Here is a 16,749-nt window from a genome sequence, read left to right as displayed (position 1 = left end):
GTTGATATAATGGTTATATACCAAGGGTGATGCGAAATTTTTTTAATCGTTTTGCCGTTTGGCAATTATAGCTCTTTTCTCGTTCGAGTCGCGCTGCTCGAATTATGATGAGTATAGCCGATTTTCTCGCCAAACTGTGCGTATAACAGGTCGAGATATCGAAGGGGCGTTATATTAATTCAACATTCGCTTATCGTCACCTGTTAAAAATGCGGCAATTGTAATAAGAATTGTACAATTCTCGCTGTTCGTTAGGCTTTAAAACAAAAGATTAATTTGTCCAGTCAAAATGGCGTCGAAATCATCTTGCAGAAATGGCAGAATTCCATCGGCGATAGGTTTGATTTGCTTAAGAATATAGTGTTCATAGTCAGGTTTAGCAGTCACTGTCTCTAATGGCTCGGGACCTGCTTGAGTGATGATATAACTGATCCAACCCCCATTTTGATATTGCAATGGGCGCTGTAATTGCAAATTGTACTCATCGGCTTGACGTGCAGCTCGTACGTGAGGCGGTACATTACGTTGATAATCTGACAATTTACGCCGTAGGCGCTTGCGATAAATCAAGCGATCGTCATATTCGCCTGAACGGATGGCATGAATATAATCGCGAATAAATTCTCGATAAGGCTGGCGATAAAAAATGCGCGTATACAGATCTTTTTGGAAGTTTTGAGCGAGAGGCGTCCAGTCGGAGCGAATAGTTTCTAACCCTTTAAAAACCATCGTATCTTGGCTTAAACCGGCATAGCGTTTTTTACTACCTTGGTCTGTGCCTCTAATTGTTGGCATCAAAAAGCGCCGATAATGGGTTTCATACTCAAGTTCGAGCACACCATCAAGTTGCCACTCTTCTTTAAGATGTTGTTTCCACCAATTATTCACATGGTCACGCAGTTGATAACCCACTTTTTGGGCTTGTTCATCGGTGTGGGGATCTCGCAGCCAAACAAAGGTGGAGTCGGTATCCCCATAAATCACCTGATACCCTTGGGATTCAATCAATTGTTTGGTAATTCGCATGATTTCATGGCCGCGCATGGTGATTGACGCGGTTAATCGCGGATCAAAAAAGCGGCATCCATCGGCACCCAGAACCCCAGCAAAGGCATTCATAATAATTTTGAGGGCTTGAGAAAGTGGGGCGTTTTTTTGCTGTTTGGCTTTATCACGACCTTGCCAAATATGGCTGACAATATCTGGCAAGCAATGGGTAGTACGGGAAAACCAAGCACCGCGAAACCCTTCAACAGAGTGTTCAGTTTCTGGGCGTGCAAGCCCTTCAATCATGCCTGCAGGGTCTATTAAAAAGGTACGAATAATAGAGGGATACAGGCTTTTGTAATCAAGCACCAAAACAGAGTCATACAAACCCGGCTGAGAATCCATGACAAAACCGCCGGGATTGAGCTGAAACTTTTGCTCGCAGAGCGTTGGGGCAACAAACCCTAAACGGTGTAGCCGAGGAATATATAAATGGGAAAAGGCGGCTACTGAGCCTCCCATGCGATCGGCAGCTAACCCCGTGACCGTCGAGCGCTCTTGCAAGAACGCCATTAAATCGGTTTTCTCAAAGATGCGATGCACCAAAATACAGTCTTGAATATTGTAATGGGCGAGGGCGGGTTTATCGTGAGCAAAGCGGCGATTAATTTCATCCATGCGATCATAGGGCGTATCAATCGCTTTCCCTTCACCAAGTAACTGCTGGGCAACGGACTCCAAACTGAATGAGCTAAAACTCCACGTTGCCGATTTTAACGCATCAATACCATCGATAATTAAGCGCCCTTCAGCAGAGGCAAAAAAGACGCCTTGCTTAAAGCCATGTTCTCGCCATTCGAGTTTTTTCCCTTGTCGACCGAGTAACAGAGGAATGCCGTAGCGTTCCGCATGCTTTTGTAAGACTTGCAAATCAAACTGGATCAGATTCCAGCCGATGATGGCATCGGGATCGTACTGTTCTAGCCATTCGTTCAGTCTTTCAAGTAATTGAGGGCGGCTGGTGGCATACACGAGTCGGTGCAGGTTATTCAAGGCAGGGCCTTGCTCGGGTCCCAACATAAACACTACATTGTCACCGCAGCCAGATAACCCAATCGAGTAAAGTTCTCCATGTTGGCTAGTTTCAATATCGAGGGAAACGGCGTGGAGTGCTGGGCGATAGCCTTCACAGGGTTTGAGCTGATACTTCCCCTGATGATTGCGAGAAAACCACACGGGAGCCGTAATAAAGCGCTCCATTAAATAACGCTCACAAGGGCGAATATCGGTTTCCAGAAGCTCAACGCCTAATGCTTGGCAGTTTTTATCCAGATTGTGTAATTGGCGATATTGCTGGCAATAGATGGCGTAGACTTTTTCGCGTTTAAAATCTCGCAGTTCAACGGAGCGATAACTGATATCAGCTTGCCCTTCAATTAAATGGCGTACGAGCGGAAACTTGGATTCAGGTAAAAAGCCCACGGCCTGTTGATAGGGGACAATGACTTTTTGCGGTTTATTATCTGTGAGTAACCAATAGCTTACCTCGACACCGTAGCGGGTATCTCGCCAATGGCGGCTAAGAATAAAGCCTTTTTCAGCGGGGGTGTTTGACTGAGGCATAAAAGAAACTCGCGTAAATAATCTGCAAATTAATATACGCGAGTAGTGGGAATTTATACAGTATTATTTATCGAGCTAATTAGAAATGCCCAATAATGCGGAAGCGTCGGTTTTGCCTTGTAACAGTGTTTCGGTATCGCCGTCATACACAATTGCGCCATCGGCAACCACTAAGCTACGAGGGGCGATTTGTAGCGAGTCTTCAATACTATGAGATACCATTAATAACGTGATGGATTTATTCACGCACACGTCATTGAGTAATTGCAGCATTTCACTGCGCAGCGCTGGGTCAAGGGCGGAAAACGGCTCATCCAGCAATAAAATCGGTTGATTGCGAATTAAACAGCGGGCAAGGGCGGCTCGTTGACGTTGTCCTCCTGACAATTGTGCAGGCGTTCGGTCTAAACATTCGGTTAAACTGACCTGCTGCGCCATTTGTTCAACTTCAGCCATTTTTGATGTATTTAAGCGCAAACTGGGTTGTAAACCGAGCCCAATATTTTGCCTCACGGTTAGGTGTGCAAATAGATTGTTTTCTTGAAATAACATGGAAACAGGGCGCTTAGCAGGGGGCGTAAATGTATGATTTTCACCCTTTAAGGTGATAGTGCCGCTGCGAGGAAATTGAAACCCACTGATTAGGCTGAGCAGTGTGCTTTTACCTGCGCCACTGGGACCCATTACGGCAACGCGTTCCCCCGAAGTTACCGAAATATCAAAATGCATATTTAGGCTATCGTATTGATAATCTAGATTTTGTAATTCAATCATGAGTTTTCCCCGATAGGCGTTCGAGTAAGCTAAACAGGCAGAAACAGAGTAACAGCAATAACATCGCGGTAACCGCGCCGTCATTGGTTCGATACGCGCCAATCTGTTGATAAAGATAGTAAGGCAAGGTGCGGAACTCTTCATTCCCGAATAAGGCGACCACGCCAAAATCCCCAATCGAAATCACGCAAGCAAATGCCAAAGCTTGTGCAATAGGTTTGCGTAATGCACGCAATTCAATGATTTTAAATCGATTAAATCCAGTAATTTCGAGTGATTGGCATAACGGGTTATAGCGTTGAGCCAGATCTCGCATTGGGTTATCCAGCACCTTTAGCGCGTAAGGGATAGCGAGCAAGGCGTTAGTCATGATCACCAATGGATAAGGCGTTTCGGGTATTCCAATGGTTTCATTGAAAAAGATAAAAAAGCCTGTTGCCAGCACAATACCCGGCATAGCCAGAATAATCAGCCCGCTTAGCTCAATGGCTTGCCCGAGTTTTAATGCATTTCTTAAACGCAGTTCACGGCTACTCCACAGCAGCATTAGCGTGAGGATCACACACAAAATCCCCGCACACAGAGCAATAAACAGCGAGGTTGATGTGGCTTGCCATAACGCAGGTTGCTGTAAAACATCCAGTAATTGACCGTTGAGTCCATCAACAATAACCGCTAATAACGGCGGAATTAATAATAAAATGGCTGCTGCAATCACCAGCCAGTCACGTAGACGGCGAAACAGGTTATCGGCGGGATCAAACCACGATGTTTGGTGGCTAAACCCAACAGAAAATGTATGGTTAATGCGTTGGCAAATAAGCATTAATCCTACGCAACATCCCAACTGAATCAACGCAAGCAATGTGGCGCGCCCTAAATCAAAGTCATAGCTCAGTGCTTGGTAAATTGCGAGTTCGATAGTGGTCGCTGCAGGACCGCCACCCAGAGCCAGTACCGTCGCAAAGCTGGCAAAGCAGAGCATGAAAATCAACGCGCCTGTTGGCAACATCTGACGGCGTAAATAAGGCCACTCTAAAAGGGTAAATTGCTGCCATTCATTGAACCCCAGTTGAGCGGCACTTTGACGCTGCTCAATGGCAATATTTTCAAGGGATTGCAATAGCATACGGGTGGCGAGAGGCATATTGAAAAAGATATGTGCCAATAAAATGCCACGTAGACCATAAGGGGAAAACTGATAGTCAACACCGAGCCATAGGCACAGTTTTGCCAGCCATCCGGTTTGTCCATACACTGATAAAATGCCGAAAACGGCGACTAGAACAGGTAAAACGAGGGTCATTGCACACAAGCGGAGCAATAGCGTTCTTCCCCAGAATCGCCGGCGATACAGGGCTCTTGCAAGAAAAATAGCGGGAATAATGGAAAAAACAGCGGAAAGCAATGCCTGCCAAAATGTAAAGCCGATGACATGCCATAAATAATCATCGTCAATTATCTCGCTGAGAGAAATTTCAGGTGCGAAAAACCACAGCGCCCCAAAAGCGAGCAGGGCAACGACGATTAAAAGACCGGAGGCTATCGCCCCCGGTAATAAGGTTAAATTGATTAACGACTGACGGCGGTTTGCCATAAACGTGTCCACGTTTGACGTTCTTTAGCTACTTCTCCCGCGCTAAATTGCAGGGATTTAGCTGGCAGTGGTAGCACGTTATACACTTCAGGCAACGGCATATCGATAACCGGATACATCCAGTTAGTGGTTGGTAATGTGCCTTGGAATTCAGGGGTTAACATAAACTGTAAGAACTGTTTTGCCAGCTCTGGCTGCGGGCTGTGTTTCAATCTTGCCGCCACTTCGACTTGCATATAATGCCCTTCATCGAACAGTGCCGCTGCGTAGTTGTCTTTCTTGTCATTTAAAATTTGATAACCCGGCGAGGAGGTGTAGCTCAGTACAAAATCCCCTTCACCCTTTAAGAACAGGCCATAAGATTCACTCCAACCTTTGGTTACGGTCAGTGTTTTGGCTGCCATTTTTTTCCATGCATCAGCAGATTTATCGCCGTAGATTTTCTCAACCCATAACATTAGCCCTAAGCCTGGAGTGCTGGTGCGTGGATCTTGGTAAATGATTTTCCAATTATTTTTGCTATCAAGCAGTTCATCCATGCTTTTTGGTGGCTGTTTGATTTTATTGGTGTCATAGATGAAGGCGAAATAGCCATAATCATAAGGAATGAATGTTTTACTTGTCCATTCGATAGGTAATTTAAGCGCATCCGTTTTGATATCTGCTGGGGCAAATAAGCCAGTTTTTTCTGCTGAGTCGAGCAAGTTGTTATCTAACCCTAAGATAATGTCAGCTTTGCTTTTTGTCCCTTCCATGCGTAGGCGATTCAGTAGCGCAACACCATCTCCCAGTGAAACCAGTTTTAACTCGCATTCACATTGAGCTTCGAAATTCTTTTTGATTTGTGGACCAGGGCCCCATTCTGCAGCAAAGGAATCATAGGTATACACCGTCAGCGTTGGTTTTTCGGCAGAGGCGAATGCGGTAAAGCTTAAGGTGGTTAAAGCAATGAGTGAGGTAAAGAGTTTCTTTTTAGTCATTGTAATTCCTGCGTAAATCATAAAAAAAACACAGGATTTGAGGAGGGACCGGTACAATAATTTGTAGGCGGTAGCTCAAATCCCTACGCCGGTATTAGCCGGATCAGGTTCTACGGGTTATTTCTCAGCCTAAATTGGCACCCCGTTGAGACGCAGACTATTGTAATTACTTCAGACATATCTGCAAACTGTATTGATATAGGTTTACCAGTTTGGGTATGTGTGAAACAATTAGGCATCTTTCAAATTTGGTTATTGAGGTAGTCTAGTGATCGATGATGATGGCTACCGCCCGAATGTAGGAATTGTAATTTGTAATCGGCAAGGTCAAGTCTTATGGGCTCGCCGTTATGGTCAGCATTCTTGGCAATTTCCTCAAGGTGGGATTAACCCGGGGGAATCGCCAGAACAAGCGATGTATCGTGAGTTATACGAGGAAGTCGGACTACAGCGTAAAGATGTAAGGTTACTTGCATCTACCCGTAATTGGTTACGCTACAAATTACCTAAGCGTTTGGTGCGTTGGGATACAAAACCTGTTTGTATTGGACAGAAACAACGTTGGTTTTTACTTCAACTCCAATGTAATGACGCCGATATAAACGTGCAGCGCAGTAAATCGCCAGAATTTGACGGCTGGCGGTGGGTCAGTTATTGGTATCCTGTTAGGCAAGTGGTCTCTTTTAAGCGCGAAGTTTATCGCCGTGTGATGAAGGAATTCGCTCCCGTAGTTATGCCTTTGCAGGAACAGAAATTACCACAACGACCTGTTTTTAATAATCGTAGGCGCGGAGTTAAGTAAGCCTATGTTGACGCGTTTACGTGACATTGTTGAAAAGGTCGCGATGGCGACCAGTCTGACTCAAGCTCTTGAAGTTTTAGTCAATGAGACGTGCAAAGCGATGCGTACCGATGTGTGCTCGATTTACTTAGCCGATCATCCTCGCCAATGTTATTACCTAATGGCAACCCGCGGGCTGAAAAAGCCTAGCGGGATTGCTATTCGTTTAGGATTCAACGAAGGGGTTGTTGGCGCAGTCGGTCGGCAATCGGAAATGTTGAATCTCGCCGATATTCGCGAACACCCGCAATTCAAATACCTTCCTCAACTCAAAGAAGAACAGCTCAAAGCCTTTCTCGGTGTGCCTGTGGTTTATCGACGCCAATTACTAGGCGTACTTGTGGTTCAACAGCGAGAAAAACGGTTATTCAGCGAAACCGAAGAGTCTTTTATGGTCACGCTATCGATGCAGTTAGCGGTGATTTTATCCCAAGCGCAAACCAAAGGTATTTTCGGGCAATATCGGCAAAATCGCCTCAAAGCTATTCCTGTTTCTCAAGGAATTTCGATGGCTTATGGCTGGCAAGATACCTCCCAGCCTTCTTTAGACAATGTGTATCAAGCGACCACATTAAATATTGATGAAGAGCGTCAGCGTTTGGTGATAGCGCTGGAAAGTGCGGCGGCAGAGTTTCGTCGTATTAGTAAGCGGTTTATGGCGAGCTCATCTAAAGAAAGCGCGGCTATTTTCGACCTATATAACCATTTACTTAATGATCCCCAACTGAAAAAACGATTATTTACGGCGATCAATCAAGGCGCGGTGGCTGAATGGGCAGTGAAAACTGTCATTGAAGATTACGCTTTGCAGTTCTCTCGTTTACGTGACCTCTATTTAAGAGAGCGCGGCTCCGACCTTCGCACCTTAGGGCAGCGCTTATTATTTCATCTCGATGATTCGCTGACACCAACCAGCCAATGGCCAGACCGTTTTATCTTAGTGGCAGATGAGCTGAGTGCGAGCGTTCTTGCCGAATTACCACTTGAGCAATTAGCGGGGGTGATTGTGCGCGATGGTGCAACGCACTCTCACTCTGCGATTTTGATCCGAGCGATGGGGATCCCCGCGATTATGGGGGCGGATATTGAGCCTTCCTTATTACATAATCGCCATCTGATTTTGGATGGATACCGTGGCGAAGTGTTTATTGAGCCTGAAAATTTTATTGCTCAGGAATACCAGCAAATTATTGAAGAAGAAAATGTGCTTAGCCGATTAGCGGAAGGTTCACTTTCTCAAGATGCAGTGCTCAAAAACGGTGAGCATGTGGATATTTGCCTCAATGCCGGATTGAGCCCTCGCTATGAACAGCAAATTCATGATGGTGTTGATGGTGTTGGACTATACCGAACCGAACTGCCATTTATGCTGCACAATGGTTTCCCATCTGAGGATGAGCAAAAGCAGTTATATCGCGAAGTATTGCAGCTGTTTTCCACTAAACCCGTGGTATTAAGAACCTTAGATATCGGTGCGGACAAACAACTGCCTTATATGCCGATCAGCGAGGAAAATCCTTGCTTGGGGTGGCGCGGGATCCGAATCATGCTGGATCAGCCTGAAATATTTTTGATCCAATTGCGCTCTATGCTGAGGGCCAACCAAGATACAGGCAATTTACGTATTTTATTGCCGATGATCACCAGTATTAATGAAGTAGATGAAGCGATTGGGCTGATTAATCGTGCCAAAAATGAAGTGAGCCAACAACTCGGAAAATCGATTGATTTACCACCAATTGGCGTGATGTTGGAAGTGCCTTCACTCCTGTTTTTGCTACCAGAGTTAAAGCAGCGGGTTGATTTTATTTCGATAGGTACCAACGACTTTACACAATATTTACTCGCTGTCGACCGTAATAACACTCATGTGGCGGCGCTCTATGATAACCTGCACCCTGCGGTGGTGCGTTTTCTATCCATGGTACATATAGAATGTCAGCGTATAGGTTTGCCGATTAGTGTGTGCGGCGAAATGGCGGGGCAGCCATTAAGTGCTATGGTGTTGATTGCATTAGGTTATCGTAGTTTGAGTATGAGTGGGCGCAGTGTTCCTCGCATGAAGTATTTAATTCGTCAGCTTGATCCTCAATTGATGGCTGAGCTAGTGCCTGATTTGCTCAGTGCAGAAACCAGCGAAAATGTCCGACATAAGATCAGTGAGTTTATGGAAAGAAATGGACTGGGTGGTTTTGTACGTGGCGGGATCTAGTTTGATCTTCTATGTTATTAATATGTAATTATATGCTGACAATAACCTCGTGTTATTATGCGGCATAATTTTTGACTCAATCATTTTAAAGTGGGGAACGATGAGTAACAGCTACTTAGCATTTCCGGAAATTGATCCCGTAATGTTCTCGATTGGCCCAGTCTCTTTGCACTGGTATGGTTTTATGTACCTTGTCGGATTCGTTTTTGCGCTATGGTTAGCCGGGCGTCGCGCCTCTAAGCCAAACAGCGGCTGGACAAAAAATGAAGTCGAGAACTTATTGTACATTGGCTTTGTCGGTGTATTTGTGGGTGGACGACTTGGCTATGTTTTCTTCTATAACTTGCCTGTTTTCTTAGATGATCCTCTGTATCTGTTCAAAGTGTGGGATGGTGGTATGTCCTTCCACGGCGGTTTGATTGGGGTTATCTGTGCCATGATGTGGTTTGCCTATCGCACGAAACGCCATTTCTTACAAGTTTCTGATTTTGTTGCACCTTTGATTCCTTTTGGTCTTGGAATGGGGCGTATCGGTAACTTTATTAATGGCGAACTGTGGGGACGCGTTACCCTAGATACACCATGGGCATTTCTATTCCCTCACTCAAGAAGTGAAGATATCCAACTTGCGGCACAAGACCCTTCTCTGTTGCCTATTCTTGAGCAATACGGTGTATTGCCAAGACACCCATCCCAGTTGTATGAGATGGTTTTAGAAGGTATCGTTTTATTCCTGATCTTGAATTTATTTGTACGTAAACCTCGCCCAATGGGGAGCGTATCGGGTCTGTTCCTTATCGGTTATGGTGCATTCCGTATCATCGTTGAATTCTTCAGACAACCAGATGCGCAGTTAGGTTTATTTGGTGGCATCAGTATGGGGCAAATTCTCTCAATTCCGATGATTATTATCGGTGTATTGATGATTATCTGGGCTTACAAATACGGTAAAAATATCCCTGCCCATAAGCCCGCTAAAAACGTCGATAGCAAGTAGCGTCGATAGCAAGTGGTGAAGAAAGCTTGTCACATAGGCAGTAAATCACGTAGACAGTAAATCACGCTAATAAGCAGTAAATTAAGTCATTTTCGGTTTGTGTTATTGAGGGATATTCGATAACACAAACCATCTGTATTTCGGAGTAAGAGAGCCACTATGAAGCCGTATCTTGAGTTATGCCAACGTATTAGCGATGAAGGACAATGGGTTGAAAACAAGCGCACTGGTGTTCGCTGTTTAACCGTGATTAATGCCGACCTCGAATATGATGTGGGCAACAATCAATTTCCTTTAATTACGACGCGAAAAAGCTTTTATAAAGCGGCTATTGCCGAGTTATTAGGGTACTTACGTGGCTATGATAATGCAGCACAGTTCCGTGAAATTGGTTGTAACACTTGGAATGCCAATGCTAATGAAAACCAAGCATGGTTAGATAACCCGCATCGTAAAGGTGAAGATGATATGGGGCGCGTTTATGGCGTCCAAGGTCGCTCATGGCAGCGCCCTGATGGCTCTCATCTTGACCAATTAAAGAAAGTGGTTAATAACCTGAAAAACGGTATTGATGACCGCGCGGAAATCGTGACTTTCTATAACCCTGGTGAGTTTGAAATGGGCTGCTTACGCCCTTGTATGCACACTCACACGTTTTCATTGCTTGGCGATACGCTGCATTTGACGTCATACCAACGTAGCTGCGACGTGCCTCTCGGGCTTAACTTTAATCAGGTTCAATGCTTTGTATTACTGGCACTAATGGCGCGTATTACAGGTCACAAAGCAGGTAAGGCTTATCATAAAATTGTGAACGCACATATTTATGAAAATCAACTGCCTTTAATGCGTGATGTCCAATTAAAACGTGAACCATATCCATCTCCAAGCTTAATGATTAACCCTGCAATTAAAACCTTGGAAGATCTTGAAACATGGGTAACAACTGATGATTTCACCTTAGACGGTTATCAGTGCCACGAAGCAATAAAATATCCATTTACGGTCTAATGCGGGTGGATTGATATAAAGGCATAGACACGAATAGACCCTGTAAATAATACGGTTTATGCCTTTATTTTTTATTATCTTTACGACTCAATCGATTTTTTTAGCTATTCCATACCCTTGCATCCCTATTAACGCTTACTCTCTTCCACTCTTATTACTTTCGCTATTTCCAATTTTCACCTTATCCCCGAAAACTATTCTGAGCTATCCCTCTCCTTTTTGAGGAACACTTTTTTATCTCTACGCTTAATTTTGCGAAGCCGTTTCCAAAAGCATTCAAGGAAAATGCAAAAGTTACATTGTGCTGGGAACCGCTACGAAGAAAGCCAAATAAAGGCTGTAGCTAGGTAAAATTCTTGTCCAAACTCCTTCATAAAGAGCGAGAGACAGGGATAAAGAAATGGCAGAGCAGACGAGTTTGATACAGGGAAAAGTAAAGTGGCTAAAGAGCAATGTTGATGAGCAGGGGTTCACTTTAATTGAAATTATGGTTGTTCTGTTTCTTTGTTCAATAGTGGCTCTACCAGCGTTTTATCAATGGCAACAACAAGTGAAGCGGCTACAACTTATTGATGCTGCAAGACAAACTGCCGAATTTATCTACAGCAATCTAATGGAAGGTATTTATTTAAATCAGCACCGAATTATGACGGTAAATTTTACATCAAAAGAGTGGCATTTAGCGGTTACGGATGCAGATACTGCACAAGAAATCAGTCAATTTAAAGGCGATAAATTTGAGCATATTGAGCTTAAACATGCCTCGAGACAATCGATTCATTTTTACGGTAGGCAGGGGACAAGTAGCCCTTTTCGAATTGAACTCAGTAATGAAAATGACCAAATATCCGTGATTATTTCATCCTCTGGTCGGGTACGCAGTTGCAGCCAGCAAACGTTGGCAGGCGTTCCTAAATGTTAAATGACATTAAAAAGCATAAAGCAGAAAAGGGGTTTTCTCTGCTAGAAACACTGATTGCAATGCTAATTGGTTGTTTGGTCTGTATTGCAGCGATGAATACGATCCCCGTGTTGTTTAAGCAACTATTTCAGGCTTTTTTTCAATATCAATTGGATAGGGAGGTCAGGCAGGTGTTGATTAATATGGAAAAAGATTTTCGCCGAATTGGTCATTGTAGCCAGTCACCTTCCAAGCCTCATTGTGAAGGAAAGGCAATTACCATCAGCACTAAGTTCTTAAGTCGCCAGGCCAATTCTTGCATTATTTTTGCCTATGATCAGGATTTATCTGGGCAATGGGTAATAGGGCAAAGCCATTCATTACATTCTGATTTTTTTGGGTTTAGGCTCAATAACAATAAGCTCGAATCTAACCGTAATGTGACGAATTGCGATGGAACCCGTTGGCAGTCTCTGTTTGATTCTAATATGGTAAAAGTGAATCAGCTGACTTTTGATTGGCAGCCAAGCACGAAAACTTTAGGGATATCTATGGCGGTGGAAAGCATTTTATTGCCTAATAAAACGTTTGATTATCATTCCTCTGTGCTGCTAAGGAATGTGCCATGAGGGCAAAAAATACGCAGCATGGCAATATTGCCTTAATCATGGTGATGGTTTTAATGAGTGTCGGGCTCATACTTTTAAAGGCATTACATTACTATCAAGTGCGGGCTAGCCACGAATTAATTCGCGAAGAAAAATATTACCAATCGTTTAATTTAGCAGAATCAGCATTGTCATGGGGACTCGCTCAACATTGGAAATTGAAAGCTGAAAAAGTGAGTCCTTGGGTATGCCAACGAGAAACAAATCACGGGTGGGTAAGTTGCCTTAAGCATTATAAAAACAATCAATTTATTTTATCGGGTAAAAGTGAACTCTCGAAAAATCAATCGCTAACAATATATCGATGGGTGGTACCGATATGGAATGAAGGGCGTTTACAAGCCCGTGAAAATGGCTGGATAGATTACTGCCCTGTGGCAATTAAAGGATTTTGCCAATGAAGAATTCACAGCAAGGATTTGCACTGGTAGAGTCGATGATTGCGGTAGTTGTTTTTGCTATCTTGCTGATAGCTCTGCTAAACTACAGCCAATATATCGCTTTGAATTTTAATCAAATATACCAAGGTTCACAGGCAATTCGATCTCTACATGGAACATTAGAAGGAAAACATTCTTTTAATGATAAGGTTCCATGGGAAATGGAGTCACCGTATCTAGAAGAACAGTATCAAGAAGGTCATCCCCAACGAGATCAGATGAAAATCGTGCATTCTGTAAGCCTTGGGAGCTGTGGTGAGTTTAAGGTGTCCTTGTTCGTGGGCGGGAAACTGTATTCGATAAGTCGTTGGCAGTGCGCAAAAGGAGAGAGTCATGTTTCAGGTTTATCATTCTAATCAATTAGATCTGCTCAAAGAGCTAATTGCACACTTAATGGAGAATGACCCCCTTACTCATCCTTTTGAGCAAGAAATTGTATTAGTACAAAGCCCCGGAATGTCTCAATGGTTACAGATAGAGCTCGCTAAGCGCTTTGGAATAGCCGCCAATATTAACTATCCATTACCCGCTACGTTTATCTGGGATATGTTCCGCCGAGTGCTTCCTGATATCCCCAAAGAGAGCGCCTACACTAAACAAGCGATGACGTGGAAGTTAATGACGATTTTACCAAATGTTATTAATGAAGCTGAATTTGAGCCTCTACGCCACTATCTGCAAGACGATTCAGACAAGCGTAAATTACACCAATTATCTGGGCGTATTGCCGATTTATTTGACCAATATTTGGTTTACCGGCCGGAGTGGATTGCGCTATGGCAACGTAATGAGTTGATTGATGGGCTTAGTGAAAATCAATTATGGCAAAAAAGATTATGGCTATGTTTGGTGGAGTATACAGAGCAGCTTGGTCAATCGCCTTGGCATCGAGCAAACTTATATCAGAGTTTTATTGATAAGCTCAAAGCATCACCAGAGTTAGCTAAAAATTTACCATCACGCTTATTTATTTGCGGTATTTCATCTTTACCACCTGTGTATTTGCAAGCACTTAATGCGATTGCAGAACATTCAGATATTCACTTAATGTTTACCAACCCATGCCGCTATTACTGGGGGGATATTCAAAGCAGTGCCTTTTTAGCGCGATTACAACAACGGAAATTGCGCCACTATTTAGATAAGCACGAAATTTCCCGCTTTAAAATTGATGAGCATGCTGCCAATTTATTTAACGCTGAAGGCGAACAGAATTTAGCAAACCCACTCTTAGCATCGTGGGGCAAGCTTGGTCGCGATAACTTATATTTTATTTCCCAAATTGAGGCTGCCAATGAAGTGTCGGCCTTTGTTGATAATGGGCGAAATAACCTTCTCGAAAATTTGCAGCAAGATATTCTCGACCTTGAAAATCACGCTCAGCTAGGTGTGACTTTAGATGAATATGAAAGTAGCTTGCAGAAGCGCTCACTTCCTCAGTGCGATCAATCCGTGACATTTCATTCATGCCATAGTGCTCAGCGTGAAGTTGAAGTTTTACAGGACCGTTTATTGGCTCTATTTGAAGAAGATCCTTCATTAACTCCCCGTGATGTGATTGTCATGGTTGCTGACATCGACAGTTATGCGCCATATATTCAGGCGGTGTTCGGTAACACCAGCTCATCACACTATATTCCATTCTCTATTTCGGACAGAAAAGCGCTACAAGCACACCCAATCTTACAAGCATTTATTATGTTATTGGATTTACCTCAAAGCCGATTTTCAACGGAGCAAGTACTGACGTTATTAGAGGTTTCAGCGTTTGCTGCTCGTTTCGATATTGATGAGAGTGAATTGAGTTTGCTAAGGCGTTGGGTCAATGAATCCGGTATTCGCTGGGGGCTTGATGATGACAACGTCCGAGCGCTATCGTTACCAGTTATTGGGCAAAATACATGGCAATTTGGTTTAAGCCGAATGTTGCTTGGCTATGCGATGGATAGCCGTAATGGCCCCTGGAATGGTGTGCTGCCATACGATGAATGTAGTGGGCTAGCAGCTCAACTGGCTGGGAAATTAGCATTACTCGTCGATACACTTAGAGAATGGCGAACACGCTTAGAGCAAGAGCGTACGCTGGATGAATGGAAAGAGATCTGCCAGCAATTAATCGATAGCTGCTTCAAAGTCGATAGTGAAACTGAAGTTGTCTTAGCATTACTCACGACGCAGTGGCATAAAATTATTGAAAACGCATTGACCGCCAACTACCAAGAAACTATCCCATTACGTTTAATTCGTGACGAGTTATCGGTTTGCTTTGATGATGAAAAAATTAGCCAGCGTTTCCTCGCTGGTGCAGTGAATTTTTGTACGCTAATGCCAATGCGTTCTGTACCGTTTAAAGTGGTTTGTTTACTGGGTATGAACGATGGTGCATACCCACGTAATGTGCCACCACTCGGTTTTGATTTAATGGCAGAAAAAGTCCAGCGAGGGGATAGAAAGCGCCGTGATGATGACCGATATCTATTCTTAGAAGCATTAAATTCAGCGACGAAACGGCTTTATATTAGTTATATCGGACGTTCCATTCGAGATAACCAAGAGTGCAATCCATCGGTATTAGTCACTGAATTATTGGAGTATATCTGTCAGAGTTTTTGCTTAGAGGGCGACCAATCGTTGAATATCGATGAAAGTGCACAGCGGCTAAAACAGTATTTGGTCATTGAGCATAATCGAGTGCCATTTGCGAAAGAAAATTTTGTCTCTGACTCTCTTTATCAAAGCTTTGCACAAGAATGGTTACCCGCTGCAAAAAGTGCAGCGCAAGCGGCTAAGTCGTTTACGTCAGTATTAAAACAACGTGAACCTATTATGGTGTTATCGTTAGAACAAATTTTACGTTTTTACCGACACCCTATCCGGGGATTTTTCCAGCAGCGTTTGAAAGTTCATTTCTCGATTGAGGAGACTGAACTACCAGAAGAAGAGCCTTTTGTATTAGGTGGATTACAACGCTATAAAATCAATGACCAAGTATTAGATTTGTTAGTCAAAGATGAAGATCCAAACCCCCTTTATCATGCATTAAAAGCCTCGGGGCAGTTACCCGCAAAACAGTTTGGTCAGCTATTTTGGGAGAAACAATTAAATGATATTGCTCCATTAGCTGAAAAAGTGAAAGAGTATGGCGATCGGCGTGTTGACTACCCGATTGAATGTGAAATACATGAGATCAAAATTACAGGCTTATTGCGAAATGTTCACGAGTCAGGAATATTGCGTTATCGGCCTGCTTACCTTACCGCCAATGATGGTGTGCAATTATGGATAGAACATTTGTTTTTTAATGCTTTTGTCCGTGAAGGTGAAAGCATCGCATTAGGGCGAGAAAACAGTATTTGGCATTTTTCTGCCATATCCTCAGAGCGTGCAAAAGTATACTTGAATACGCTTATTGAAGGGTATTGTGAAGGAATGAATACGCCGCTAATTCTATTAAACCAGAGTGGTTGGAATTGGATTTCTGCGTGTTTTGATAAAAAAACAAAGGAATATGACTTTACGTCAGAAGATGTGCAGCAAAAGGCGTTATCGGCGCTACTGCAAAGCCTACAAGGAAGCCAAATGAAAGTGGGTGAAATGGAAGATGATTATGTATTGAGAGCTTGCAGAAGCATAAATAGTTCATTGATTGAATCGCTGCTGAGTAATACTCGGCGCTTCTTACTGCCGATGGCAGAGTACTTAAAATAAGGGAGAGCAT

General features: G+C 43.5%; 13 protein-coding genes and 1 riboswitch. Of the genes, 9 read left to right on the top strand and 4 right to left on the bottom strand.

What is annotated here, in order from left to right:
* Positions 1–258: 258 nt before the first annotated feature.
* The 4 genes from LDO73_RS14280 to thiB all read right to left on the bottom strand — a co-directional run bounded on the left by LDO73_RS14280 (position 259) and on the right by thiB (position 5,961).
* Positions 259–2,610 (bottom strand): DNA polymerase II, encoded by a 2,352-nt coding sequence (locus LDO73_RS14280; protein WP_224058863.1) that lies wholly within the window; start codon positions 2,608–2,610, stop codon positions 259–261.
* A gap of 75 nt (positions 2,611–2,685) precedes the next feature.
* Positions 2,686–3,384 (bottom strand): thiamine ABC transporter ATP-binding protein ThiQ, encoded by a 699-nt coding sequence (thiQ, locus tag LDO73_RS14275; protein WP_224058861.1) that lies wholly within the window; start codon positions 3,382–3,384, stop codon positions 2,686–2,688.
* Entirely contained in the window at positions 3,377–4,981 is a 1,605-nt protein-coding gene (thiP, locus tag LDO73_RS14270; protein ID WP_224058860.1) for a thiamine/thiamine pyrophosphate ABC transporter permease ThiP, read from the bottom strand. The genes thiQ and thiP overlap by 8 nt, the downstream gene beginning before the upstream one ends.
* A complete protein-coding gene (gene thiB / locus LDO73_RS14265; protein ID WP_224058858.1) occupies positions 4,957–5,961 on the bottom strand; it encodes a thiamine ABC transporter substrate binding subunit in 1,005 nt (334 codons plus the stop codon). The genes thiP and thiB overlap by 25 nt, the downstream gene beginning before the upstream one ends.
* A gap of 62 nt (positions 5,962–6,023) precedes the next feature.
* Positions 6,024–6,116, bottom strand: a riboswitch (TPP riboswitch).
* Positions 6,117–6,229: 113 nt separating this feature from the next.
* Between thiB and rppH the strand changes: the two genes are divergently transcribed.
* The 9 genes from rppH (at position 6,230) to recC (ending at position 16,739) form a co-directional block, all read left to right on the top strand.
* Positions 6,230–6,763: an RNA pyrophosphohydrolase gene (gene rppH, locus LDO73_RS14260; RefSeq protein WP_006659219.1), complete on the top strand. Its 534-nt coding sequence runs from the start codon at positions 6,230–6,232 to the stop codon at positions 6,761–6,763.
* 4 nt (positions 6,764–6,767) lie between these two features.
* Positions 6,768–9,014: a phosphoenolpyruvate--protein phosphotransferase gene (gene ptsP, locus LDO73_RS14255; RefSeq protein ID WP_224058857.1), complete on the top strand. Its 2,247-nt coding sequence runs from the start codon at positions 6,768–6,770 to the stop codon at positions 9,012–9,014.
* A 100-nt stretch (positions 9,015–9,114) separates the two neighbouring features.
* Entirely contained in the window at positions 9,115–10,011 is an 897-nt protein-coding gene (gene lgt / locus LDO73_RS14250; protein ID WP_224058855.1) for a prolipoprotein diacylglyceryl transferase, read from the top strand.
* Positions 10,012–10,170: 159 nt separating this feature from the next.
* Positions 10,171–11,022: a thymidylate synthase gene (locus LDO73_RS14245; RefSeq protein ID WP_224058854.1), complete on the top strand. Its 852-nt coding sequence runs from the start codon at positions 10,171–10,173 to the stop codon at positions 11,020–11,022.
* A gap of 400 nt (positions 11,023–11,422) precedes the next feature.
* Complete coding sequence (locus tag LDO73_RS14240) at positions 11,423–11,944, top strand: prepilin-type N-terminal cleavage/methylation domain-containing protein (protein ID WP_224058853.1); 522 nt, start codon at positions 11,423–11,425, stop codon at positions 11,942–11,944.
* Complete coding sequence (locus LDO73_RS14235; RefSeq protein WP_224058851.1) at positions 11,938–12,552, top strand: prepilin peptidase-dependent protein; 615 nt, start codon at positions 11,938–11,940, stop codon at positions 12,550–12,552. The genes LDO73_RS14240 and LDO73_RS14235 overlap by 7 nt, the downstream gene beginning before the upstream one ends.
* On the top strand, positions 12,549–12,992 hold the full coding sequence (locus LDO73_RS14230) for a DUF2509 family protein (protein WP_224058849.1): 444 nt from the start codon (positions 12,549–12,551) through the stop codon (positions 12,990–12,992). Before LDO73_RS14235 ends, LDO73_RS14230 begins: the two co-directional genes overlap by 4 nt.
* Positions 12,989–13,387, top strand: a complete 399-nt coding sequence (locus LDO73_RS14225) for a type IV pilus modification PilV family protein (protein ID WP_224058847.1) — start codon at positions 12,989–12,991, stop codon at positions 13,385–13,387. The genes LDO73_RS14230 and LDO73_RS14225 overlap by 4 nt, the downstream gene beginning before the upstream one ends.
* A complete protein-coding gene (gene recC / locus LDO73_RS14220) occupies positions 13,365–16,739 on the top strand; it encodes an exodeoxyribonuclease V subunit gamma (protein WP_224058845.1) in 3,375 nt (1,124 codons plus the stop codon). The genes LDO73_RS14225 and recC overlap by 23 nt, the downstream gene beginning before the upstream one ends.
* The last annotated feature ends 10 nt before the right edge of the window (positions 16,740–16,749 follow it).

Source organism: Providencia alcalifaciens (assembly GCF_915403165.1).
Lineage (GTDB): Bacteria > Pseudomonadota > Gammaproteobacteria > Enterobacterales > Enterobacteriaceae > Providencia > Providencia alcalifaciens_C.
Note: the sequence above shows the minus strand (reverse complement) of the source record. Positions and strands in the feature narration are given on the sequence as shown.

Coding starts and splice junctions, on each gene's coding strand:
- LDO73_RS14280 (WP_224058863.1), bottom strand. CDS start 2,610: ATGCCTCAGTCAAACACCCCCGCTGAAAAAGGCTTTATTCTTAGCCGC.
- thiQ (WP_224058861.1), bottom strand. CDS start 3,384: ATGATTGAATTACAAAATCTAGATTATCAATACGATAGCCTAAATATG.
- thiP (WP_224058860.1), bottom strand. CDS start 4,981: ATGGCAAACCGCCGTCAGTCGTTAATCAATTTAACCTTATTACCGGGG.
- thiB (WP_224058858.1), bottom strand. CDS start 5,961: ATGACTAAAAAGAAACTCTTTACCTCACTCATTGCTTTAACCACCTTA.
- ptsP (WP_224058857.1), top strand. CDS start 6,768: ATGTTGACGCGTTTACGTGACATTGTTGAAAAGGTCGCGATGGCGACC.
- lgt (WP_224058855.1), top strand. CDS start 9,115: ATGAGTAACAGCTACTTAGCATTTCCGGAAATTGATCCCGTAATGTTC.
- LDO73_RS14245 (WP_224058854.1), top strand. CDS start 10,171: ATGAAGCCGTATCTTGAGTTATGCCAACGTATTAGCGATGAAGGACAA.
- LDO73_RS14240 (WP_224058853.1), top strand. CDS start 11,423: ATGGCAGAGCAGACGAGTTTGATACAGGGAAAAGTAAAGTGGCTAAAG.
- LDO73_RS14235 (WP_224058851.1), top strand. CDS start 11,938: ATGTTAAATGACATTAAAAAGCATAAAGCAGAAAAGGGGTTTTCTCTG.
- LDO73_RS14230 (WP_224058849.1), top strand. CDS start 12,549: ATGAGGGCAAAAAATACGCAGCATGGCAATATTGCCTTAATCATGGTG.
- LDO73_RS14225 (WP_224058847.1), top strand. CDS start 12,989: ATGAAGAATTCACAGCAAGGATTTGCACTGGTAGAGTCGATGATTGCG.
- recC (WP_224058845.1), top strand. CDS start 13,365: ATGTTTCAGGTTTATCATTCTAATCAATTAGATCTGCTCAAAGAGCTA.